Below are 22,904 nucleotides of genomic sequence, written 5' to 3' on the forward strand. Positions count from 1 at the left end.
GTGGCGGACCGCGCTGCACGACTGGGCCGTCTCCTACCGGGCCGCCCTGCGCGACCATCCGAACATCGTCCCGGTGCTCGCCCAGGGACCCGGCCGCCGTCCGGCCGGACTGCGGCTCGCCGACGCGGCGTACGGCGCGATGGTCCGCGCCGGGTGGCCCGCCGCCCAGGCCACCAGCATCGGCGCGCTGATGCGGTACTTCATCATGGGCTCGGCGCTCGGCTCGTTCGCCGGTGGCTTCGTCGACGACGTGAGCGCGTACGACCCCGCCGACTACCCGCATCTGGGACAGGCCCACCTGCTCGCCGAGCAGCAGGAGAAGATCGACGAGCGGGCTTTCGAGACCGGGCTGACGGCACTGCTGGACGGCCTCGCCCGGCAGTTCGAGCAGCTGCCCTGACACGGTTCGGCGCCCGCCGAAGTGTGCGTCGCGCATGCTGGACGGCATGAGCGTCACGGACACCGGCAGCCGCAAGGACCCCCGGGCGGCGGGGCTGGCCGCACTCGCGGGTCTCGTCGCCGACGAGACCCGTGCCGCGTGCCTGCTCGCCCTGCTCGACGGGCGGGCGTGGACCGCCGGCGAACTCGCACGGCACGCGGGCGTGGCCGCGTCCACCCTGAGCGAGCACCTCGGCAAACTGGTCGCGGGCGGCCTGCTGACCGAGGAGAGACAGGGGCGGCACCGGTATGTGCGGCTCGCCGGCGCCCGGGTCGCCCAGCTCCTGGAGGACCTGGCCGCCCAGGTGGCCCCGGACCCGGCCCACCGGCCGCGCGGGCTGCGCGCCGCGACCGCCGGCTCGGCGATGGCCCGGGGTCGCACCTGCTACGACCATCTCGCCGGTCGGCTCGGCATCGCCGTGACGGACGCCCTCGCCGCCCGCTCTCTGATCGCCCCGGCGCCCGCGCCCCTTCCGGCCGCCGGACGCACCCGGGCGGGCGCCGAAGCCGGTGCGCCGCTCGCCGGCCGCGGCCCCTCCCCCGGCGAGCGGGGCACCGGCTTCGCGCTGACCGCGGCGGGGGTGCGGTGGTTCGAGGACTGCGGCATCGTCCTGGACCTCGCCGGCCGCAGACCGCTCGCCCGTGCCTGCCTCGACTGGACCGAGCGGCGGCCGCATCTGGCGGGCGCGGCCGGCGCCGCGCTGTGCCAGCACGCCCTCGACACGGGGTGGTGCGTGCGCATCGGCACCGAGCGGGCCGTGAAGGTGACGGCCCTGGGCGAGCGCGCGCTGGCCGAACTGCTGGGCGTCGAGCCCGCCGCCCTGCGCTGAACCGACGTGCCGGGGCCGGGGCCCCGCCGGGGTCCGTTCCCGGCCGCGGGGTCGGCCCCGTGCCGACGTCCGGCGCTCCCCGCGCCCGGCCGGCGGCCGCCCCACGCCGGCGCGGCCAAGCCCGGCCCGCCGTCGTGTGTGCCGCGTCGACCTGCGGAACGCCCTGGCCGGGTCCCCGTCCGAAATCCGCGAGCCCCGCTTCGTCCGCCCGCCTAGCCTGAGGACCATGATGACCAGCTCCCGGCCTGCCGAACGCCGTACCGAGATGCTCGCCGCCGGTGCGGCCGCCGTGACCGTCGTGCTGTGGGCCTCGGCCTTCGTGTCGATCCGCAGCGCGGGCGACGCCTACTCGCCGGGGGCGCTGGCGCTCGGCCGGCTGCTCTCCGGGGCGGTGGTGCTGGGGGTCATCTGCGCCGTACGGCGTGCGGGCCTGCCGCCGAGGTCCGCCTGGCGCGGGATCGCCGTGTCGGGCGTGCTCTGGTTCGGCTTCTACATGGTCGTCCTCAACTGGGGCGAGCAGCAGGTGGACGCGGGGACGGCGGCGCTGGTGGTGAACATCGGGCCGATCCTCATCGCGCTGCTCGGCGCACGGCTGCTCGGGGACGCGATGCCGCCGCGGCTGCTGGCCGGCATGGCGGTGTCCTTCGCCGGCGCGGTCGCGGTGGGGCTGTCGATGTCGGGCGAGGGCGGGTCGTCCGTGCTGGGCGTGGCGCTGTGCCTGCTCGCCGCCTTCGGTTACGCGGGCGGCGTCGTCGCGCAGAAGCCGGCCCTGGGCCGGGCGAGCGCGCTGCAGGTGACGACGTTCGGGTGCGTCGTCGGGGCGGTGGTGTGTCTGCCGTTCGCGGGGCAGCTGGCCCACGAGGCGGCCGACGCGCCGGTCTCCGCCACGCTCAACATGGTCTACCTCGGCGTGTTCCCGACGGCGCTGGCCTTCACCACGTGGGCGTACGCCCTGGCCCGCACGACCGCGAGCCGTATGGGGGCGACCACGTACGCGGTGCCCGCGCTGGTGGTCCTGATGTCCTGGCTGGCGCTCGGCGAGGTGCCGGGGGCGCTCACCCTCGCCGGCGGTGCGCTCTGCCTGGCCGGCGTGGCCGTGTCGCGGTCGAAGCCCCGCACCCCGCGCGTGCCGCGCGTGCCTCGGACGCGGGAGGCGGGGGCCGTGCGAGCGGCGGGGGCGGGAGAAGCGGGGGTTCCCGAGCCGGGCCCCGACCAGGAAGTCAGCCCCCGAACCGGCTGACCCCACCCGCCCACGGTCCCGACGGGCTGCCCGCTGTCCCCACCCCGCTGTCCCGACGGGCTCCCCCCTCGCTGTCCCGACCGCCCGCCGGTCGTCCCACACGGGTCCGTCCCCCGGCCCGGTCCCACGATCGCGTCCCGCCGCCTCACCTGACCGCCGGGTCGGGGGCACGCCGATGCCGGGAACGCCGGGTGCATGCGGTCGGAAACGACGTCCCCGGCCGCCCGGGTCGTGGGCACGCCGATGCCGGGACCGCCCTCCGGCCCGCACCCAGGGGCGCCGCCCGGGCCGGGCACCGGGAGCGCCCCCGCGCGCGGTCAGAACGCGACGAGCGACCGGGTGCCCGAGTCACGGGCGCCGCCGATGCCGGGGTCGCCCTCCGGACGGCCGCGGAGGCCACACCCGCGGCGGACACCGAGAACGCCGAGTGCAGGCGGTCGGAAACGACGCCCCCCGGCCGCCCGAGTCACCGGCGCCGCCGATGCCGAGGTCGCCCTCGGGGCGGCAGTGGCCGCGCCCGGGCCGGGCACCGGGAACACCCCAGCGCGCGGTCAGAACACGGCGAGCGACCGGGTGCCCGAGTCACGGGCGCCGCCGATGCCTGGATCGTGCTCCGGGCCGCACCCGAGGGCGGTGCCCGGGCTGGGGAGACCCCCAGCGCGCGCGGTCAGAACACTACGAGCGCCCAGCCGCCCGCGTCGGGGCACGCCGGTGCCGGGGTCACCCCCCGGGCGGCCGGTGGCCGGGCCCGGGGCGAGGGTCGGGAACGCCCGGTGGGGGTGGTCAGAAGACGACGAGGGCGCGGCCGCCCTTGCCGGCCAGCATGTCGTCGAAGGCGCCCGGGATGTCCTCCAGGGCGATGCGCTGCGTCACCAGGGCGCCGAGGTCCAGACGGCCCGCCCGGACGTGGTCGCCGAGGACCGGGAGGTCCTTCGCCGGGTCGGAGTTCCCGTAGACGCAGCCCGAGAGGGTTCTGCCCCAGTGGAAGAGCTCCAGGGCGTTGAAGGTGACCTGCTGGTCCTTGCCGCCGATGCCGACGACCGTGGTGCGACCGCCGCGCCGGGTGGACTCCCAGGCCGTGCGGATGGCGACGGCGCGGCCCACGCACTCCACGGCCGCGTCGACGCCCTGCTTGCCGGTGAGGGCGCGGATCTCGCGGGCGGTGTCCGCCGAGGCGACCACGTATTCCGTGGCGCCCGCCGCGCGGGCCAGCCCCTCCTTCTCCGGGGAGACGTCCACGGCGACGATCGTCGCGGCGCCCGCGATCCGGGCCGCCTGGAGCGCGGCGAGGCCGACGCCGCCCACGCCGAAGACGGCGACCGTGTCGCCGGCCCGGACGCGCGCGCTGTGGTGGACGGCGCCGTAGCCGGTGAGGACGGCGCAGCCCAGCAGGGCGGCGTCGGCGAGAGGAACGCCGTCCGGCAGGGGCAGCAGGCAGGACTCCCGGACGACCGTCTCCTCGGCGAACGCGGCGACGTTCAGACCCGGGTGCAGTTCCCTGCCGTCGGCGGTGCGGGCGTACACGTCCGCGGAGCCGTTCAGGGCGTTGGCGCACAGCCAGACCTCGCCCAGCCCGCAGGCATGGCAACTGCCGCAGGAGGGAGCCCAGTTGAGGACGACCCGGTCGCCCGGCGCGACGCCGGCGACGCCCTCGCCGACGGACACGACCGTGCCCGCGCCCTCATGGCCGAGCACCGCGGGGACCGTCACCCGCATGGTCCCGTTCGACAGGGAGAGGTCGGAATGGCAGACGCCGGCGGCGGCGAGACGGACGCGGACCTGGCCCGGGCCGGGTTCCGGGAGGTCGATGCCGACGATCTCCAGCGGAGCTCCGACGGCGGGAAGTACGGCGGCGCGGACCACTTCGGACTCCTCAGAACTGCAGGGACTTGGTCTGGAGGTACTCGGTCAGCCCGTGCGCGCCGAGCTCGCGTCCGACGCCCGACTGCTTGTAGCCGCCGAAGGGGGCGAGGGGGTTGAACCGGCCGCCGTTGATGTCGACCTGGCCGGTGTCCATGCGGCGGGCGAAGGCCACCGCCTCCGCCTCGTCGCCGGCCCAGACCGCGCCGGCGAGCCCGTAGACCGTGCCGTTGGCAATCCGCAGGGCGTCGTCCTCGTCCTCGTAGCGCAGGACGGACAGCACCGGGCCGAAGATCTCCTCCTGGGCGATCGTCATGTCGGGGGTGACGTCGGAGAAGACCGTGGGGCTGACGAAGTAGCCCTGTTCGCGAGGGGCTTCGGGGCCGCCGGCGACCAGCGTCGCCCCTTCGGCCACGCCCTGCTCGATGTATCCGCGCACGCGGTCGCGCTGCCGGGCGTTGACGACGGGGCCGATGCGGTCTGCGTACTTGGCCGCAGCGGCGGCGGCGAGTGAGACCGCCTCCTCGTACCGGTCGCGGTGGACGAGCATCCGGGTCCAGGCGCTGCACGTCTGGCCGGAGTTGGACATCACGTTGGCGACGCCGACGTTGACCGCCCGGGCGAGGTCGGCGCTCGGCAGGATGACGTTGGCGGACTTGCCGCCGAGTTCCAGGGCGACCTTCTTGACGGCCGCGCCCGCCGTCGCCGCGATCCGCTTGCCCACGGCCGTCGAGCCGGTGAAGGACACGAGGTCGACGCCCGGGTGTTCGGCGAGGGCCTGGCCGGCCACCGGCCCGAGGCCGGTGACCAGGTTGAAGACCCCGGCCGGGACGCCCGCCTCATGGACCGCCTCCGCGAACAGCTGGGCGGTCAGCGGGGTGTCCTCGGCGGGCTTGAGGACCACGGTGCAGCCCGCGGCGAGGGCCGGGGCGACCTTGGCGACGATCTGGTGCAGCGGGTAGTTCCAGGGGGTGATCGCGCCGACCACGCCGACCGGCTCGTGCAGGACCGTGGAGTTGCCGACCCGTTCCTCGAAGGAGTGCGTCGCGGCCAGCTCCGCGTAGGAGCCGGCGACCGCGATCGGCACCGCCGCGTGGACCGCCTGGGAGAAGGCGAGGGGGGAGCCGAGTTCGGCGGTGACCGTCTCGGCGATCTCGTCCTTGCGTGCCGCCAGGACGTCCCGGAGGGCGGCCAGCCGGGCGGCGCGCTCGGCGGGCGGGGTCGCGGCCCAGCCCGGGAGGGCGGCGCGGGCGGCGCGCACCGCGGCGTCGACGTCGGCGGCCACGCCCGCCGGAACCCGGGCGATCACCTGCTCGTCCACCGGGTCGACGACCTCGATCACGTCCTGGCCCGCGGCCGGGCGCCACGCGCCGTCGAGGTAGATGCCGTCGTGTGCCTTCATCGCGTTCCCTCCGGGCGGTCCGTGGTCCGCGACCTAAACTAGCGTCGTTAGTTTTCTGGCGCCAGAGGACGGCGGGAACGACGTCCGGCTCCCTCGTCCGGGTCCGGCCGCCGGACCGGCAGCCGGTCAGGGGCCGAGCCGAACCGAACCGGTCGCCCGGCCGGTCGCCGGGTCGGACGAGGGATCGGTCGGGATCCGTCGCGGCCTCGGGGGCCGGGCGGTACGAGGGAATCGCCGGGCGCGATGTCCGGCGGCAAGCCGGTCCACGGCCCGTTCGCCCCGGGCGTGGACCGCGCCGACGTCGTGCGGGGAGAGGGCGCGTGCGATGCGAGGCAGCCCTCGGGACGCGGGGGCCTGGGCGGCCCGCGCTCTGCGATCCCGCCCGGCTCGCGCGGGCCGAACGCGAGGCTGCTGCCGCGTCACGGAAGCCCACGGACCGTGGCCGGCGAGCGGGGGGAGAGGGGGCGCCGGATCGGGCGCGGGCTTCCGGCGGGCGACCGTCCGGAGGCCGCCCGGTTCGGCCAGGTTCGGCCCGACCCGGGCCGGGCGGGGACGGCGGGGGCGGTCGGGGCGTCCCTGCCCGGATCAGCGGGTCGCCGTCAGGTGGGCGAAGACGACGACGTTGCTCGTGTACCCGGTCGCACGCCGGAAGAGGCCGCCGCAGGTGAGAACGCGCAGCTCGGGCCGGCGGGTCGGGCCGTACACCTCCTTGTCGGGGAAGGTGTCCTTGTCGAAGACCCGGACCCGGTCCACGGTGTAGACGGCGGTGCGGCCGTCCGCGCGCCGGGCCTCGATCCGGGCGCCCCGGGCCACGCGCGCGAGGCCGGCGAAGACCGCGGGGCCGGTCTTGGTGTCACGGTGTCCGACCGCGACGGCGGCGCCCCGCTCGCCCGGGGTGGGGCCGCCCGCGTACCAGCCGACGAGCTTGGGCTCGTCGAGGGGCGGCGTCCCGAGATGTCGGTCGGGGTCGAGCCGCAACGGGACGATCGGCGCCTCGATGCCCAGGGACGGCACCCGCAGGACGGTCGCCGGGGACCGGGGCAGCGGGCGGGGCGGCGGCCCGGCGCGCTCCGGCCCCTTCCCGCCCTGCGCCGCGGAGTCACCGGTCGCGACCCGGCCCTCGGCGGACCCGTGAGCCGTCGTCCGCCCGACCCCGGGCGGCGCGCCCGGGGCGTCGTGCCCCCCGCACCGGACTGCCGCCGTCACCAGGACGACCGCGAGCACGGTCGTCCTGGTGAGACGGAAGAGACGGGTCCGGCGCCAGGGCCTGCGTCCGCGCCTACGCGGCACCATGGTTGCGCCGGCGGGTCAGACGGAAGTAGGCGACCCCGCCGACGGCCACCAGGCCGACGGCCGCGGCGGCGGCCAGCGGGGTGAAGGCCTGCGAGGTGTCGGCGAGACCGCCGCCGCCCGCGTGGACGCCGCCCTCGGGGCCGCCCTTCTCGCCGTTCCATGCGCCGCCGCCCTGAGCGCCGCCTTCACGGCCGCCGCTCTCACGGCCGCCGGCAGCCTGCGCGGTGCCGGTCTGGCCCCCGCTCTCCCGGCCGTCGGCGGCCTGCGCGGCGCCGTTCTGGCCCCCGCCGCCCTGGCCGTTCGCGGCGCCCTGGCCGTTCGCGGCGCCGAACTCCCGGCCGTCGTCCGTGATCGGGCGGTTCGGGCCCTCGTTCCCGCCGCGTCGGCCCTCATCGCAGTGGATCTTGAAGACCTTCGTGGTGGGCGGGGGCGTCCCGGCGGGAAGGACCCACTCGAGCGTGTACGCGCCCTCGGCCAGTCCCAGGGTGTCGGTGTGGCCGGCGCCGTTGGTGAGGGTGATGGTGCCGGTCACGGTGGCCGTGCCGGTGACCGGGGGCCGCGCCTTGATGGTGTAGGTGACGGCCGGCAGTTCGCCGAAGTTGGCGGCGTCGAGGTAGAACCGGCAGGCCACCGGGTCGTCCTTCGAGACGCCCGGGGGCACGTGCTCACGGTGGATCCTGATGTCGCCGGCCTCCCCGACGGCCACGGCCGACGGTGCCGCGAGGCAGGTGAACCCCGCCGCGGCGAGCACCGTGAGAGCCGTGGCGCCGAAGCGGGCGCCGAAGGCGGGCGGGAGCGTCGAGCTGGACATGCGCATTCCTCCGAGTCAGGACGATTTTCATACAAATCGCTCTTGCACCTGACTCTCTTTCACATCGGCGGCCCCGACGGTGGGACCGCCGCCCGACGCGCCGTCAGACGTCGCTCGACCGGCGCAACCCCGACCCGGGCCGGCGACCTGCGGACGGGTCCGCCCCCGCGCCCTCCCCTGCGCGGACCTCCCGCGGCGACCTGAGAGCCACCCCCGAAGAGAGCAGCAGCAGCGCCCCCAGCATCGCGAACGGCGCGGCCACGCCCGCGAGACCGGCGACCAGGCCCGCGGCCGCCGGCGCGGCGACCTGGCCGAGCCGGTTGCCGGTGAGACGCAGCGCGAGGGCGGTGGAACGGGCGCCGTCCGGCGCGGCCCGGACGACCGTCGTCATGGACAACGGCTGCCCGACGCCCAGGCAGAAGCCGAGCAGCGCGAGGATCACGCCCAGCGCCCAGACCGGCGCCGGCAGCGCGATGCCCGCGCAGAGCAGCGCCGCCAGCAGACAGGTCACCGTCAGCAGCGCGGTCCGGCCGAGCAGCCGCAGCAGCGGGGTGAGGACGAGCCGGCACGCGATGGAGGCGGCCGCGCGGACGCTGAGCAGGACGCCGACGACGGACGGCGCGATGCCTCGGTGCTCGCCGACCACCGGCAGGTAGGCGGTGAGGATGTCGGTCGCGGACAGCACGGAGCAGCTGATGAGGATGCCGGCGGGCACGCCCCTGGCCCGCAGGATGCGCCGGACGGGGACCCGATCCCCTTGCTCCGTGCGGGAGTCGGGCCCGGCGTCGCGGTGCTCGATGCGCCACAGCGACGTGAACGCGACGGCGCAGCCCGCACCCGCCACGAGCAGGGCCAGCGCGCTGCTGCCCGCCATGTCGGCACGCCCGATCAGCGCTCCGGCGGCCACCGGACCGACCAGCTGGCCCAGGGAGGCGCCGATGGTGAAGTGGCCGAAGTTGCGGTCCTGTTCGTGCGGCGCGGACTGCCGGGCGACGAGCGACTGGGCGCCGATCACGAAGCACAGATGCCCGAGGCCCATCACACCGCTCCACAGGGCCATCGTCCACAGCGAGCCGGCGAGCCCGCTGAGCACGCAGCCGCCGGCTATCAGGGCCACGCCCACCGGCAGCAGGGGGGCGCACCGGCCGTGGTCGGTGCGCCGGCCGAGCGGGACGGCGGCGAAGAGCGGGAGCAGCGCGTACACGCCCGCGACGACGCCGACGGCCCCTTCGTCGGCGCCCAGCGCGAGGGCCCGGTAGGAGACGGCGGGCCGCGCCATCGACACCGCCCCCTGCGCGAAGCCGAAGGCGATGACGAGACGGAGCAGCCAGCCGCGATTCCTGCCGGGCCTCACGAGTTCCTCCACCGGACGGTCAGACGATGCCGAACAGGATGCCCGCGCCGAGAATCGCCAGGCAGGTCAGGACGGCCCACTTGACCACGAAGCGGGTGTGGTCGCCGAACTCGACCCTGGCCATGCCGACGAGGACGTAGACGGCCGGGACCAGCGGGCTCGACATGTGCAGGGGCTGGCCGACGAGCGAGGCGCGGGCCATCTCCAGCGGGGTGACGCCGTGCGCCGCGCCCGCCTCGGCGAGGACCGGCAGGACGCCGAAGTAGAAGCCGTCGTTCGACATGAAGTAGGTGAGCGGGAGGCTCAGCACGCCGGTGACGAGGGCCATGTGCGGGCCCATGCCCTCGGGGATGACGTCCACCATCCACTTGGCCATGTGGTCGACCATGCCGGTGCCCTGGAGGACGCCGGTGAAGACGGCGGCGGCGAAGACCATGCCGGAGACGTTGAGGACGTTGTCGGCGTGGGCGGCGAGCCGGGCCTTCTGGTCCGGGATGTGCGGGTAGTTGACGGTGAGCGCGAGCGCGGCGCCGAGCAGGAAGAGCACCGGGATCGGCAGGTACTCCATGATCATGGCGGTCAGCAGCGCGACCGTGAGCAGCGCGTTGAACCAGTACAGCCGGGGGCGCAGGGTGGCGCGGTGCGGGTCGAGGCCCTGGAAGCCGTCGTCGTCCGCGCCTTCGGCGTCGTCCTCGCGGGCGTCGCCCTCGCCGGGGCCGCCGAGAGCCGCTGTGCCGGAGCCGCCGGCCGGGGCGGGCGCCTTGCCGGAGCCGGCGCCGCCCGCTCCGACGAGCACCGTCTCGGTCTGCTCGGCCTTCTCCTCCACCAGCACGTCGTCCAGGGTGAGCACGCCGAGCCGGGCCCGCTCGCGGCGGCCGAGGACGTAGGAGAGGGCGACGACGAAGACGAGGCCCACGGCGAGGGCCGGGATCATCGGCACGAAGATGTCGCTGGCGTCGACCTTGAGCGCGGTGGCGGCGCGGGCGGTGGGGCCGCCCCAGGGGAGCGTGTTCATCACGCCGTTGGCCATGGCGGCCACTCCGGTCATCACGACCAGGCTCATCTTCAGGCGCTTGTACAGCGGGTACATCGCCGAGACGGTGATCATGAAGGTGGTGGAGCCGTCGCCGTCGAGGGAGACGATCGCGGCGAGCAGGGCCGTGCCGACGACGATGCGGAGCGGGTCGGCCTTGCAGAACTTCAGGATGCCCCGGACGATCGGGTCGAACAGGCCGACGTCGATCATCACACCGAAGTAGACGATCGCGAACATGAGCATCGCCGCTGTGGGGGCGAGGCCGGTGACGCCGTCGATGACGTAGTCACCGAGCCCCGCGCCCTTCCCGACGAAGACGCAGAACAGTGCCGGGATCAAGACGAGCGCCGCGATCGGCGACATCTTCTTCAGCATGATCAGGACCAGGAAGGTCGCGATCATCGCGAAGCCGAGGATGGTCAACATGAATGGATACCTAACGTTCGCCCTTGAACATCCCACCTGGGGGTCGGCGGTGCGTTGACGTTAGGTCCGTTCGAACAGCGTTAACAAGACGTTGACATGCGAGCAATAAGCGCAAAACTCCAGGTCACAGCTTTGCTCAGGTCAGAGCGCCGGGACCGCGGCCAGTTCGACCGGCACTCCGTTGAGGACCGCGTTGCCCGACAGGGGGTCGAGGAGACTGCCGTCGAGCAGCTGGTTGACGTTGACTCCGGGGTCGGCGGCGGCATGGCCGAGGCGGGTGCCCGGACGGTCGTGGCCCCAGCCGTGCGGCAGGCTGACGACGCCCCGGCGCACGCCGTCGGTGACCTCGGCCGACGCGGTGACCTGTCCCCCGGCGCCCGTCACCCGCACCGGCGCGCCGTCGCGCACGCCCAGCCGTTCGGCGTCCTCGGGGTGGATCTGCAGCGTGCAGCGGTTGGTGCCGCCGGTGAGGGCGGGGACGTTGTGCATCCAGCTGTTGTTGGACCGCAGATGGCGGCGGCCTACCAGCACGAGCCCGTCCGGCCTGCGTTCCAGGGACTCGCGCAGCCGCGGCAGATCGCCGGCGATCGGCTCCGGCAGCAGCTCGATGCGGCCGGAGACCGTCTTCAGCGGCTGCGGCAGGCGCGGGCTCAGCGGCCCGAGGTCGATGCCGTGCGGGCGCTCAAGGAGCCGGGCGAGGCTCAGCCCGTCCGGGCGGGCCCCGAAGCCGTCGCCGTAGGGGCCGAGGCGGAGCATCATGTCGAGTCGGCGTTCGGGGCCGCTCTCCCCGGTGAGCTGCGCGGCGAGCTCCTGCGGGGCACGACCGTGCACGGGCGAGTGCGGCTCCTGGACGGCCTTGCCGAGGGTCTGGCCGACGACCAGCTCGTCCACGGCCGACGGGTCGGCGCCGTGCATGCCGGTCACCGCCAGGGTCAGGCGGGCGAGGATCTCCGTCTCGGCCATCCGGCCGGGCTCCAGCGGGACGGCGGGGCGGGAGTAGCGGACCTGGTTGCGCACGGCGAGGGTGTTGAAGGCGAAGTCGTGGTGCGGGCTCTGGGAGGGCGGGGGCGGCGGCAGGACGACGTCGGCGTGGCGCGCGGTCTCGTTCAGGTAGGGGTCGACGCTGACCATGAAGTCGAGCGACTCCAGCGCCTTGTCGAGCCGGTCGCCGTCGGGCGCGGACAGCACGGGGTTGGCGGCCACCACCACCAGCGCACGGATCGGCTCGCCCTCCTCGGTGACGGTGTCGATCTCCTCGGCCAGCGCCGAGAGCGGCAGTTCGCCCTTGGCCTCCGGGTGCCCGCCGACCCGGGAGCGCCAGCGGCCGAGCCGGAAGCCGCGGCCGGGGCCGGCCGGGCGGGGCGTGCGGTCGGTGGCGGCCTGCGGGAAGAGGGCGCCTCCGGGCCGGTCCAGGTTGCCGGTGAGGATGTTGAGGACGTCGACGAGCCAGCTGCCGAGGGTGCCGAACGGGACCGTGCAGCTGCCGATGCGGCCGTAGACGGCGGCGGTCGGGGCGGCGGCGAGCTCCCGGGCGAGCGTGCGCACGACCCCGGCGTCGACGTCGCACGCCGGGGCCACCGCCTCGGGGGTGAAGTCCCTCAGCGCGTCGCGGAGTTCGGCGAGTCCTTCGACATGCGGGGCCAGGTCCCCGAGGTGCACCAGGTCTTCCTCGAACAGCACGTGCGCCATGGCCGCGAGGAGCAGCGCGTCGGCGCCCGGCCGGATCTCGATGTGCCGGTCGGCGAGTTTCGCGGTGCGGGTGCGGCGCGGGTCGATCACCGTGAGGGCGCCGCCGCGGGCCTTGAGCGCCTTGAGCTTGCCGGGGAAGTCGGGGGCGGTGCACAGACTCCCGTTGGACTCCAGGGGGTTTGCGCCGATGAGGAGGAGGTGGTCGGTGCGGTCGAGGTCCGGGACGGGGATCGCGTTGGCGTCGCCGAAGAGGAGTCCGCTGGAGACGTGCTTGGGCATCTGGTCGACCGTGGAGGCGGTGAACAGGCTGCGGGTGCCCAGCCCGCCGACCAGCAGCGGCGGGTAGAGGCCGCCGGCCACGGTGTGCACGTTCGGGTTGCCGAGGACGACGCCGACGGCGTTAGGGCCGTGCCGCTCGACGACCGGCCGGATCCCGGCGGCCACCGCGTCGAAGGCCTCCTCCCAGGTGGCCTCGCGCAGTTCGCCGTCACGGCGGACGAGGGGCGAGCGGAGCCGGTCGGGGTCGCCGTCCACGGCGCCGAAGGCGGCGCCCTTGGGGCAGATGAAGCCCTTGCTGAACACGTCGTCCCGGTCGCCGCGGGCGCCGGTCACCCGCGTTCCCTCGATGGTCAGCGTGAGCCCACAGGTGGCCTCGCACAGGGGGCAGATTCGCAGGGCGGTGCGGGACACGGGTCCTCCTGGGGGCGGCGTTGCCTCGTCCCGACCGAGCATACCGAGCGGTATGCCTTCTGGGGAGGGCCCGCCGGGAAGCGGCCGTCACGGGCGCCCGCGGGGGCGTCCCTGGCGGGCGGGTCAGTCCAGCACGCGCGCCAGATACGCCCGCAGCAGCTCGCGGGTCTCGTCGATCACCTTCGCGTCCCCTTCCGGATCCACCCGGAAGGCCAGGTGGACGAGGGTGTCCGCGGCCTCCACGGCGATCAGGAACACCCGGCGCAGATCGTCGTCGGGTTCGCGCTCGAGGTGGCCGGCGAGCAGCTCGGTGAGCCGGTCGGCGACCCGGTGGTTGGGCTCGGCGTGCCGCGCGCCGACCGGGATCTGGTTGCCGAAGTCGACGAGGGAGAAGCCGGGCGCGGTGCGCTTCATGGCGAGGTACTCGTCGAGCACGGCGTCCATCGCGGTCCGCCAGTCGCCCGGCCGGGCTCCGCGCAGGCGCTCGGTGACGCGCTCGGAGTAGTGCTCGAGGTTGCGCTGCGCGAGCGCGTCCGCCATCTGCCGCTTGTTGCCGAAGAAGCGGTAGACGGAGCCGATGGGGACGCCGGCGCGCTCGGCGACGGCGCGGGTGCTCAGGGCGTCGTAGCCGACCTCGTCCAGCAGGTCGGCGCAGGCGTCGAGAATCCTGGTCAGCCGTTCGGCACTGCGCCGCTGCACGGGCGCTCGACGGAGCGATGTCGCTTGGGGCACGGACTTCATGATGCCTTTCCGCCGCGGCCGAGTGAACCTCACCTCTGGGTACGAAGAAAGATGCCTGATGCACTCAACCCGGCTCAGCGGGACGGCGAGCCCGTCGGCGGACCGCTCGGCGACCCCGTCGGGGACCCGCTCGGCGAGCCTGCCGGAAGCCCGCCGGGCGGCACGGAGGACACGGCCGACGACTCCGACGCCGTGACGTCGGCGGTCGCCTCCACCGGCTTGCCCTCCACCGCCCAGACCGTCGCGTCGTCCGCGTACAGACGGGCCGTGACGTGATGCGTGCCGTGCGGGAGGTAGCCGGCCGGGATGCGGTAGGCCAGGGTGCGCAGGTCGGCGACCGGCAGATCGTCGACGTAGAGCCGGGCCAGGCCGCGTCCGGTGACGGCCTGCTGCGGCGCTCCCGCCGGCGAGAACCGGAAGTTGGCCAGCTTCAGCCGCACGTCCCAGCCGCCGGAGCCGTCCGGCTGCACCTCCACGCCGACCTCAGGAGCCCCTTTGCGCGCCACCTGACGGTAGTGGCGCCCGTCGTCGTCCGTGTGGTCCAGGACCTTGCCGACGGGTGAGGGCGACGCCGCGGCTCCCTGTCCGCTCCCGTCGCCGGAGGCGCAGCCCGCGGATCCGGTCAGCAACAGGACACAGACCGCGAGCGCGGCGGGGAGGGGACGCGTCCACGACATGGTCCGGACACTAGAGCACCGGCTCCCGCCCACGGATCCCCCTGAAGTCTGGTTCCGGACGTGCCGTGATCGTCCTCCGAGAGGAGGACCGGCGGACCTCTTGCGTCCGGGAAACCGCAATCCTACGGTGATGCATAGGAATCAGGTCGGCAAGGGAGCCATGATGAGCAGCGGGGACGCACGCAAGACGGCCGAGGGGCTCGCCCACCTCTGCGGGTTCGGCAACGAACACGCCTCGGAGGCCGTCCCGGGGGCCCTGCCCGACGGCCGCAACTCGCCCCAGCGCGCTCCCCTCGGTCTGTACGCCGAGCAGCTCAGCGGGACGGCGTTCACCGAGCCGCGCGCCCACAACCGCCGCTCCTGGCTGTACCGGATCCGCCCCTCGGCCGCGCACCCGGCCTTCACCCGGGCCCCCGACGGGGCGCTGCGCACCGGGCCCTTCACCCAGACCGTCGCCGATCCGAACCGGCTGCGCTGGGACCCGCTGCCCGAGCCGCCCCAGGGCGTCGACTTCCTCGCGGGCCTGTGGACCGTCGGCGGCAACGGGGACGCCGCCCAGCGCAGCGGCATGGCCGTGCACCTCTACCACGCGAACGCGGACATGGACCGCGTCTTCGGGAACGCGGACGGCGAGCTGCTGATCGTCCCCGAGCACGGCGGACTGCTGCTGCGCACGGAGTTCGGGCTGCTGCACGCCGAGCCCGGCCACGTCGCGCTGATCCCGCGCGGGGTCCGCTTCCGCGTGGACCTGCTGGACGAGACGGCCCGCGGTTACGTCTGCGAGAACTACGGCGCCCCCTTCCGACTCCCCGACCTCGGGCCGATCGGCGCCAACGGCCTCGCCAACCCGCGCGACTTCCGGGCGCCGGTCGCCGCGTACGAGGACGTGGAGGGGCCGGTCGAGGTGGTCAACAAGTTCTGCGGCCGCCTGTGGAGCGCGACCTACGACCACTCCCCGCTCGACGTCGTCGCCTGGCACGGCAACCTCGTGCCGTACGTGTACGACCTGCGCCGCTTCAACGTCATCGGGACGATCTCCTACGACCACCCGGACCCGTCGATCTTCACCGTGCTGACGTCCCCGTCCGACACCCCCGGCCTGGCCGGCGTGGACTTCGTGGTCTTCGCCCCGCGCTGGCTGGTCGGCGAGGACACCTTCCGGCCGCCGTACTTCCACCGCAACGTGATGAGCGAGTACATGGGCCTGATCGAGGGCGCCTACGACGCCAAGACGGCCGGGAAGGGGGGCTTCGTGCCGGGCGGCGGCTCCCTGCACAACATGATGTCGGCGCACGGCCCGGACCGGGAGACGTTCGACCGCGCGAGCACGGCCGACCTGAAGCCGCACAAGGTCGACGACGGGCTGGCGTTCATGTTCGAGACGCGCTGGCCGCTCGTCCTCACCCCGCAGGCGGCGCGGGCGGATCATCTGCAGCAGCGCTACGACGACGTGTGGCAGGGCCTCGAGCGTCACTTCCGTCCGTCCGCCGGAACGCCCGGCGGCACATTGCACTGAACGTTCCCGACCGGTACGGATAGGCCCGTGACCTCCTTCGCCCCGGACTCGATCGTCCTCACCCGAAAGCTGCCGCTCTGGTACCAGGTGTCGCAGTCGCTGCGCGCCTCGATACTCGGCCGCTCACCCCGGGATCCCCTCCGGCTGCCGACGGAGGAACAGCTGGCCGGGCACTACGGGGTGAGCGTGCTGACCATGCGGCAGGCCTTGAAGGAGCTCGAGGACGAGGGGCTGATCACCCGGCACCGCCGCCGCGGCACGTTCATCGAGCCCACGGCGCGGCGGGGGACCCCGGTCCGGCTGCTGGGCTCGGTCGACGCGATCGTGGCCCAGCAGTCCGGGATGGCGACCGAGCTGCTGGACCACGGCCGGGCGGCCGTCCCCGCCGAGGTCGCCGAGCACTTCCCGGACCTCGCGGAGGTGGGCACGTACCACCGCCTGCGCAGCGACGAGAAGACGGGCGAGCCCACCAACCACGCCCGCAACTACGTCCGTCCCGAGCTCGCCGCCCGCATCGATCCGGCCGATCTGGTCCGCTGGCCGATGACGAAGGTGCTGCGGGACGTCGTCGGCGTGGACATCGGACGCATCACCGACACGGTCGAGGCGCGGCTCGCGGACCCGGAGACCGCGCAGCTGCTCCGGGTCCCGCTGCTGAGCCCGATCCTGCACTACACGGGCGTCACCTACGACACCGACGGCCGGGCCCTGGACGCGGCCGTCATCCACTACCGCGGCGACCGCTTCTCCTTCACGGTCACCCTCGACGCGACGTGACCGCGGCGCGGCCGGGCCGTCGTACCATGCCCAGCGTGACGCCCGACGACGCTCCGCCGCTGGCGGACCTCATGCCGTGGTCCGTCGCACCGCCGCGGCTCGGCCGGGGGTGGCCGACATCGCCCGACCCGGCGTGCCTCAGGGCCCGCTGGGACGCCCTGCTGAAGGCCGAGGGCCCCGACCGCGAGGCCCTGTTCGAGCCGACGCGCTCGCGCACCCTGCACACGGCGGTCGGACAGCTGCCCGGCCGGTCGGGCGGCACCGAACGGCTGGCCCGCGCCGTCGGCCCCTGCCCCGAGCCCGTACGGGTGCTGGCGGCCCCCTTCGACGAGCAGTGGCTCATCCCCGACCACCGTCTCCTGGACGGCGCGCGCCCGGAGCTGTGGCGGGTCGCCGACGAGGCGCAGGTGTTCGTGGTGGAGACGCCGCAGACGGCGACGCGGCCCCTGCTGGCGACCTCCGTGCTGCCCCTGCTGCGGCCGGGCCGGATCCGGCCGCTGTACCGGCGGCCGGGCGGCGCGGAGCCGAACCTGGCGCCCGGCCTGCCCGATCTGCTGCGGCGGCTGGGCCACTCCCCCGATCCGGTGGACTTCCTGGCGTGGACCCTCACCGCCGTCCGCCCCGATCTCACCGTGCCGCTCGCCCGGGACCGGGAGCTGTGGGCGCACGGCGTCGAGGCGGGCCGGCGCGCGCTGCGGCTGCTGAGCCGGCAGGGCGAGCGGCCCAAACTCCCCGGCGGCCGCCGGCCCTACGTCCGCGCCCCGATCCCGGCCCGCCCGCTCACCCTGCGCTACGACCGCGACGAGGAGACCCTCCGGCTGGACGAGGGCCGGGTCTCGCCCGTCCCGCCCGAGGCGTGGGACGCCGAGTCGGAGCCCGGCGTCCGGGTCCTGGAGCGGTGGTTCGCCGCGCGGACGGCCCAGGACGCCGAGCCGGGCACGCTGGCCGCGATCCGCCCGGCGGCCTGGCAGCAGACGTGGACCTCCGAGCTCCTGGAGCTGATCACGGTGCTGGCGCTGCTCGCGGAAGTGGGCGCGCGGCAGGCCGAGCTGGCCTCGGCCGACCCGGACACGGTCACGGCGGCGGAGCTGCGCGCGGCGGGCGTCCTGCCCGTCCCGGACGCGGCACGTCACCCGGCGACGGTCCTCGACCACCACGAGGAGGGCCCGGAGGGCCAGTTCGCCCTGCTCTAGGGCGTGACCGGAAGGTCCCACCGGATCGCGGCGCCCGGCCGGACAGGGCGCCCGCATGACAGACCGGGCGGCCGGACGTCATGATCCACCCCATGGACCAGCCGCCCCATCTGCAGCCTCGACCTCAGCGCCACCCCGAGTCCGAGCCGGACTCCGAGCCGAAGTCCGAGTCCGAGCGCGAGCCGGAGTGCCTGCCTCGTCCCGAGCCGCTGCCTCTGGAGGGCCTCGTCGTCGTCGCCGTCGAGCAGGCCGTCGCGGCGCCCTTCGCCACCCGGCAGCTCGCCGATCTCGGCGCTCGGGTGATCAAGGTCGAGCGGATCGACGGCGGGGACTTCGCGCGCGGCTACGACACGGCCGCCGGCGGACTCGCCTCGCACTTCGTGTGGTGCAACCGCGGCAAGGAGTCGATCGCGCTGGACCTGAAGGATCCGCGCGGTCTGGACGTGGTGCGCCGCCTGATCGCCGGCGCGGACGTGTTCGTGCAGAACCTCGCCCAGGGGGCCGCGGCCCGGCTGGGCCTGGACGCGGCCACCCTGTGCGCGGCGCACCCGCGCCTGGTCGCGGTCGACGTCTCCGGGTACGGCGCCGGCGGCCCCTACGCGGACAAACGGGCCTACGACATGCTCGTGCAGTGCGAGGCGGGACTGGTGTCGGTGACCGGGACGCCCGGGCAGCCGGTCAAGGCGGGCATCCCGGCGGCGGACATCGCGGCGGGCATGTACGCCTTCTCGGGTGTGCTGGCCGCGCTGGTGCGGCGGGGCACGACCGGGCGGGGCGGCCCGGTGGAGGTGTCGATGCTGGAGTCGCTGGCGGAGTGGATGGGGCATCCGCTCCACCACACGATGCACGGGGGCGTCCCGCCGCGGCGCACCGGTCTCGCGCACGCGGTGATCGCGCCCTATGACGCCTACCCGACGGCGGACGGCGGACGGGTGCTGCTGTCGGTGCAGAACGACCGGGAGTGGCGGCGGCTGGCCGAACAGGTGCTCGGCCGACCCGAGTTGGGCACGGACCCGACGTACGCGACGAACGCGGCACGGGTGGCGCACCGGTTGGACACCGACGCGCTGGTGGCGGAGGCGCTCGGTGCGCTGGGCGCCGACGAGGCGGTGGCGCGGCTGGAGGGCGCGGGCATCGCCTGCGCACGTCTGCGGGATCTGACCGAGGTCGCGGAGCATCCGCAGCTGGCGGCTCGCGGACGGTGGCGGGAGGTGGGGACGCCGGTCGGGCCGCTGCGGGCGCTGCTGCCCCCGATCACACTGCCGGGCGGGACGGGGGCGCAGATGGGGGACGTGCCCGCGCTCGGGGAGCACACCGAAGCAGTGCTGCGTGCCGTGGGGATGACGGACGAGGAGATCGCAGTGCTGCGCCGGGACGGTGTGACCGCCTGAGCGCGGGACTCAGCAGGGGCGGGCGGGCCGGACGGTCAGTGCCTGTGCCCGCCGAAGAGCGAGCGGCGCAGGCGACGCAGGGGGGCGAAGAGCGAGACGCGGCTCACCCGTGCCCGCACCGTCCTCGAGCCGGCGTCCCGGACGGGCTCACGGGCCGTCAGTTCCCGCATGAGCGAGGTCGCCTCGAGCGTCTCGCGCTGCGGAATGGCGGGACCCGCCAGTACCGAGAGATGTCGGTCCAGCCGCGAACTGGTCGCGCTGCTCCCGCAGGTGATCGCGGGGACCCTCGCCCTGCTGTGCATCGTTATCTGTTCCATGTCACTCCCCACCCGTACGAGTCCACCCGGCCCGGGCAGGGTAACCCTATCGCCCCGTCGAGGCACACATGTATCGAGCTCACAGGATTCACCTTCCCCGTAAGGGGGTTGACGACTCCTCCGCGATCACTCTCCGAATCCGACCGATTTCAGGGTGAGTTGGACAACCGGCTGTGTAGTGGGCTGCGGCGAGCCTCCGTCGGGCTCGACGGTCACAGCGAGTGACGTCGCGGCCTTGTCGAGACCGGTGGCGACCAAGGGCGTGTCGGCGGCGAAGAGCCCCAGGGAGTGCGGTTGCGCGCCGGGGCGCATGAGCCACAGCTGATGCACCTGCCCGGCCGGAAGAGCGCCGTATCCGCTCAAGGTCACGATGGCCTCGCCGTCCGCGGCGGAAGCGATCACTCCGATACTGCGGCCCCGGGCGTCCCGTCCGCTGCTCGCCCGGGCGTCGGGAGCTGCGAGAACGTGGGCGATCTCACGCGCCTGGGCGCGCTCGGCGTTCAGCTCGTCCCGGGTCCGGTCGGCCTGGACGGCGAACAGCGAGGCGACGACGAGGGCCGCGGCGGCGGTGGCCGTCGCGAACGGCACGAACAGCGGGCGGCGCGCGCGGGGCGCTCGGAAGCGTTTGGGCGGAGGCTGTGTGCCCCAGACGTGCGGGGGCAGTTGGGGGGCGTGCTCGCGGACCGGGGCGCGCGAGGACTCCTGCGGGGTTCTCTGCACCGCGGCGAGCACCCGGTCGCGCAGGGCGGCGGGCGGCGGGGCGGCGGTCGACCAGGCGAGCCGCACCGCGTCCTCGGTCAGCGCCCGCACCTCGGCCGAGCAGCGTTCACAGGACTTCAGATGCTTGTCGAAGCGGCGCCGCTCGTCCCCTTCGAGTGCGTCGAGCGCGTAGGGGGCGGCCAGCGAGTGAAGATCCTCCCGCCGGAAGATCCCGAGGATGCTCATACGGCGCCTCCCAGGCAGTCGCGCATCCGCGTGAGTCCGTCGCGCATCCGTGTCTTGACCGTGCCCAGCGGCAACGACAGCCGGTCGGCCACCTCACGGTACGTGTAGCCGTCGTAGTAGGCGAGGGTGACGGACTGCCGCTGCAGAGCCGTCAGGCGGTCGAGGCAGCGACGCACCCACTCGCGTTCCAGTCCGGCCTCGACCTCCTCCGTCACCTGGTCGAAGGCGGGGTCGTGGTAGCGGCGCCCCTCACGCTGCTCGCGGTCCACGGCGGCACGGGCGCTGCGCACCCGGTCGACGGCGCGGCGGTGCGCGAGGGTGAGGATCCAGGAGAGGGCGCTGCCACGGCTCGGGTCGAAGCGGCCGGCGGAGCGCCAGGCCTCCAGAAGGACCTCCTGCGCGACCTCCTCCGACTGCGCGGGGTCCCGCACGACCCGCCGGACGAGCCCGAACACCGGCCCGGACACCAGCCCGTAGAGCTGTTCGAAGGCCTTCTGGTCGCCTCCCGCCACGAGCACCAGAAGCTCGTCCGCCTCCATGCCGTCCCCCTTCCTGCGGCCCCCACATCCTGGCCGCCCCGTCACACCCGGCATCCGCAACGCACACACCTCCGTCGAGGGGGTACGGACGGGAGGGCCGAAAACGCGGGTGAGCAGGAAATAAAAAGTTTTTGGGTTTCGACCAATCCGAACACCCCCTCCGGTCCGTATCACTGTCCGTCAGGCAACTTGGCACAGAGGACGGACGGCATGACAGCTATCTCCAGGAGCGGCAACGGACGCAGGAGCGTCGCGACCCTCATATGCGGTGCGTTGGCCGCCGGGGGGCTGGCAGCCGCCGGCGCCGCCACGCTGGCACCGGGGGCCGCCTACGCCTCCAGCCACCGTGAGGCTCCTCTCATCTCGGGCACTCCCCAGTACGACAACACGGACGTGTACGCGTTCGTCAGCCCGGACCACCCGGACACGACGACCATCGTCGCGAACTGGATCCCGTTCGAGGAACCCGCGGGCGGCCCGAACTTCTTCCCGTTCGCCGAGGACGCCCAGTACGACCTGCACATCGACAACAACGGTGACGCGAAGGAGGACCTGACCTTCCGTTACACGTTCAAGACGAACACGAAGAACAGGAAGACGTTCCTCTACAACACCGGCGTCGTCGACAGTCTGTACGACCCCGACCTGAACGTCACGCAGACGTACGACCTCGAGCTGATCAAGCTCAAGAAGGGGAAGGTCCAGCACCGGACGAAGATCGCGGACGATGTGCCGGTGGCCCCGTCCAACGTCGGCAAGGCGTCGATGCCCAACTACAAGAAGTTGCGCGACCAGGCGATCTACAAGCTGCCCAACGGCGCCAAGACCTTCGCCGGCCAGGCCGACGACCCGTTCTTCCTGGACCTGCGCGTCTTCGACCTGCTGTACGGCGGCAACCTCTCCGAGGTCGGCAACGACACGCTCAAGGGCTACAACGTCAACTCGATCGCGCTGCAGGTCCCGAGCGACATGATCACCGAGGCGAAGCACCAGCCGATCGTGGGCGTCTGGTCGACCACCCAGCGCGAGAACGCCCAGGGCTACTACTCGCAGGTCTCCCGCCTGGGCAACCCGCTGGTCAACGAGGTCGTCAACCCGATCAAGGACAAGGACCGCTTCAACGCGTCCCAGCCGAAGGACGACGGCCAGTTCCTGAAGAACGTCACCAACCCCGAGCTGCCCAAGCTCATCGAGGCGATCTACAAGATCAAGGCGCCGGCCGAGCCGCGCAACGACCTCGTCGACGTGTTCCTGAAGGGCGTCAAGGGCCTCAACCAGCCGCCCTACGTGACGCCGTCGGAGGAGCTGCGCCTCAACACCTCCATCAAGCCGACCGCCAGCCCCAAGCGGCTCGGCGTCCTGGACGGCGACAACGCGGGCTTCCCGAACGGCCGTCGCCTCACCGACGACGTCATCGACGCCTCCCTGCAGGTCGTCGAGGGTGAGCTGGTCGGCTCCAAGAACGACCTCGGCGACGCCGTCGACAAGAACGACAAGAGCTTCGAGAAGTCCTTCCCGTACGTGGCCCTGCCGACCGAGGGCTCGCGCGGCGCGACCGCCAAGAGCGGCGCCGACGTCCGCAGCCAGCTCGGCGACGCCCTGACGGGCTCGGACAGCAACACCGCGCTCATCGCCTCCTCCGCGGGCGCCGGCGCGGCGGGCATCCTCCTCATCGGAGGCGGCCTGATGTGGTGGCGCGGGCGGCGCAGGGCCTACTAGGCCCTCCCTCAGCGGACCGG

20 protein-coding genes are annotated in these 22,904 nt (G+C 74.0%); 8 read left to right on the top strand and 12 right to left on the bottom strand.

Annotated features, from left to right (window positions below; all coding sequences use genetic code 11):
• The 3 genes from ABT300_RS18375 to ABT300_RS18385 all read left to right on the top strand — a co-directional run.
• Positions 1–400, top strand: a 400-nt coding sequence (locus tag ABT300_RS18375; RefSeq protein ID WP_351676603.1) for a TetR/AcrR family transcriptional regulator C-terminal domain-containing protein, incomplete at its 5' end; no start/stop codon positions are given.
• 34 nt (positions 401–434) lie between these two features.
• The gene (locus tag ABT300_RS18380; RefSeq protein WP_502977958.1) at positions 435–1,268 is read left to right on the top strand and encodes an ArsR/SmtB family transcription factor; all 834 of its coding nucleotides are present in this window, start codon (positions 435–437) and stop codon (positions 1,266–1,268) included.
• Positions 1,269–1,494: 226 nt separating this feature from the next.
• Positions 1,495–2,508: a DMT family transporter gene (locus ABT300_RS18385; RefSeq protein ID WP_351676608.1), complete on the top strand. Its 1,014-nt coding sequence runs from the start codon at positions 1,495–1,497 to the stop codon at positions 2,506–2,508.
• Between the two features lie 783 nt (positions 2,509–3,291).
• On the opposite strand, the gene ABT300_RS18390 is transcribed toward ABT300_RS18385, so the two are convergent.
• From ABT300_RS18390 to ABT300_RS18430, 9 genes are all read right to left on the bottom strand, one after another.
• Positions 3,292–4,371: a Zn-dependent alcohol dehydrogenase gene (locus ABT300_RS18390; protein ID WP_351676611.1), complete on the bottom strand. Its 1,080-nt coding sequence runs from the start codon at positions 4,369–4,371 to the stop codon at positions 3,292–3,294.
• Positions 4,372–4,381: 10 nt separating this feature from the next.
• The gene (locus ABT300_RS18395) at positions 4,382–5,770 is read right to left on the bottom strand and encodes an aldehyde dehydrogenase family protein (RefSeq protein ID WP_351676613.1); all 1,389 of its coding nucleotides are present in this window, start codon (positions 5,768–5,770) and stop codon (positions 4,382–4,384) included.
• A 585-nt stretch (positions 5,771–6,355) separates the two neighbouring features.
• Entirely contained in the window at positions 6,356–7,063 is a 708-nt protein-coding gene (locus ABT300_RS18400) for a class F sortase (RefSeq protein WP_351676615.1), read from the bottom strand.
• On the bottom strand, positions 7,050–7,874 hold the full coding sequence (locus ABT300_RS18405; RefSeq protein WP_351676618.1) for a hypothetical protein: 825 nt from the start codon (positions 7,872–7,874) through the stop codon (positions 7,050–7,052). Before ABT300_RS18405 ends, ABT300_RS18400 begins: the two co-directional genes overlap by 14 nt.
• 103 nt (positions 7,875–7,977) lie before the next feature.
• Positions 7,978–9,228: an MFS transporter gene (locus ABT300_RS18410; RefSeq protein WP_351676621.1), complete on the bottom strand. Its 1,251-nt coding sequence runs from the start codon at positions 9,226–9,228 to the stop codon at positions 7,978–7,980.
• Between the two features lie 19 nt (positions 9,229–9,247).
• On the bottom strand, positions 9,248–10,690 hold the full coding sequence (locus ABT300_RS18415; RefSeq protein ID WP_351676624.1) for a CitMHS family transporter: 1,443 nt from the start codon (positions 10,688–10,690) through the stop codon (positions 9,248–9,250).
• A 141-nt stretch (positions 10,691–10,831) separates the two neighbouring features.
• Positions 10,832–13,069 (bottom strand): molybdopterin oxidoreductase family protein, encoded by a 2,238-nt coding sequence (locus ABT300_RS18420; protein ID WP_351676627.1) that lies wholly within the window; start codon positions 13,067–13,069, stop codon positions 10,832–10,834.
• Positions 13,070–13,192: 123 nt separating this feature from the next.
• On the bottom strand, positions 13,193–13,810 hold the full coding sequence (locus tag ABT300_RS18425; protein ID WP_351676629.1) for a TetR/AcrR family transcriptional regulator: 618 nt from the start codon (positions 13,808–13,810) through the stop codon (positions 13,193–13,195).
• 74 nt (positions 13,811–13,884) lie between these two features.
• Positions 13,885–14,487, bottom strand: a complete 603-nt coding sequence (locus ABT300_RS18430; protein WP_351676632.1) for a hypothetical protein — start codon at positions 14,485–14,487, stop codon at positions 13,885–13,887.
• Positions 14,488–14,617: 130 nt separating this feature from the next.
• On the opposite strand from ABT300_RS18430, the gene hmgA reads away from it, so the two are divergent.
• The 4 genes from hmgA to ABT300_RS18450 all read left to right on the top strand — a co-directional run bounded on the left by hmgA (position 14,618) and on the right by ABT300_RS18450 (position 19,364).
• Complete coding sequence (hmgA, locus tag ABT300_RS18435) at positions 14,618–16,003, top strand: homogentisate 1,2-dioxygenase (protein WP_351676635.1); 1,386 nt, start codon at positions 14,618–14,620, stop codon at positions 16,001–16,003.
• A 27-nt stretch (positions 16,004–16,030) separates the two neighbouring features.
• A complete protein-coding gene (locus ABT300_RS18440; RefSeq protein WP_351676637.1) occupies positions 16,031–16,780 on the top strand; it encodes a GntR family transcriptional regulator in 750 nt (249 codons plus the stop codon).
• A gap of 26 nt (positions 16,781–16,806) precedes the next feature.
• On the top strand, positions 16,807–17,973 hold the full coding sequence (locus tag ABT300_RS18445; RefSeq protein ID WP_351676641.1) for a type ISP restriction/modification enzyme: 1,167 nt from the start codon (positions 16,807–16,809) through the stop codon (positions 17,971–17,973).
• A 92-nt stretch (positions 17,974–18,065) separates the two neighbouring features.
• On the top strand, positions 18,066–19,364 hold the full coding sequence (locus tag ABT300_RS18450) for a CoA transferase (protein WP_351676644.1): 1,299 nt from the start codon (positions 18,066–18,068) through the stop codon (positions 19,362–19,364).
• Positions 19,365–19,399: 35 nt separating this feature from the next.
• Here the strand turns inward: ABT300_RS18450 and ABT300_RS18455 are convergent, their stop codons facing one another.
• The 3 genes from ABT300_RS18455 to ABT300_RS18465 all read right to left on the bottom strand — a co-directional run bounded on the left by ABT300_RS18455 (position 19,400) and on the right by ABT300_RS18465 (position 21,165).
• On the bottom strand, positions 19,400–19,681 hold the full coding sequence (locus tag ABT300_RS18455) for a hypothetical protein (protein ID WP_351676647.1): 282 nt from the start codon (positions 19,679–19,681) through the stop codon (positions 19,400–19,402).
• A 126-nt stretch (positions 19,682–19,807) separates the two neighbouring features.
• On the bottom strand, positions 19,808–20,626 hold the full coding sequence (locus tag ABT300_RS18460; protein WP_351676650.1) for an anti-sigma factor: 819 nt from the start codon (positions 20,624–20,626) through the stop codon (positions 19,808–19,810).
• Positions 20,623–21,165, bottom strand: a complete 543-nt coding sequence (locus ABT300_RS18465) for a sigma-70 family RNA polymerase sigma factor (RefSeq protein WP_319187058.1) — start codon at positions 21,163–21,165, stop codon at positions 20,623–20,625. Before ABT300_RS18465 ends, ABT300_RS18460 begins: the two co-directional genes overlap by 4 nt.
• A 210-nt stretch (positions 21,166–21,375) precedes the next feature.
• Here ABT300_RS18465 and ABT300_RS18470 point away from each other — a divergent pair, with 210 nt between their 5' ends.
• On the top strand, positions 21,376–22,884 hold the full coding sequence (locus ABT300_RS18470) for a DUF4331 domain-containing protein (RefSeq protein ID WP_351676653.1): 1,509 nt from the start codon (positions 21,376–21,378) through the stop codon (positions 22,882–22,884).
• Positions 22,885–22,904: the final 20 nt, after the last annotated feature.

Origin of the sequence: Streptomyces sp. NPDC001027 (assembly GCF_040299045.1) — a bacterium.
GTDB lineage: Bacteria > Actinomycetota > Actinomycetes > Streptomycetales > Streptomycetaceae > Streptomyces.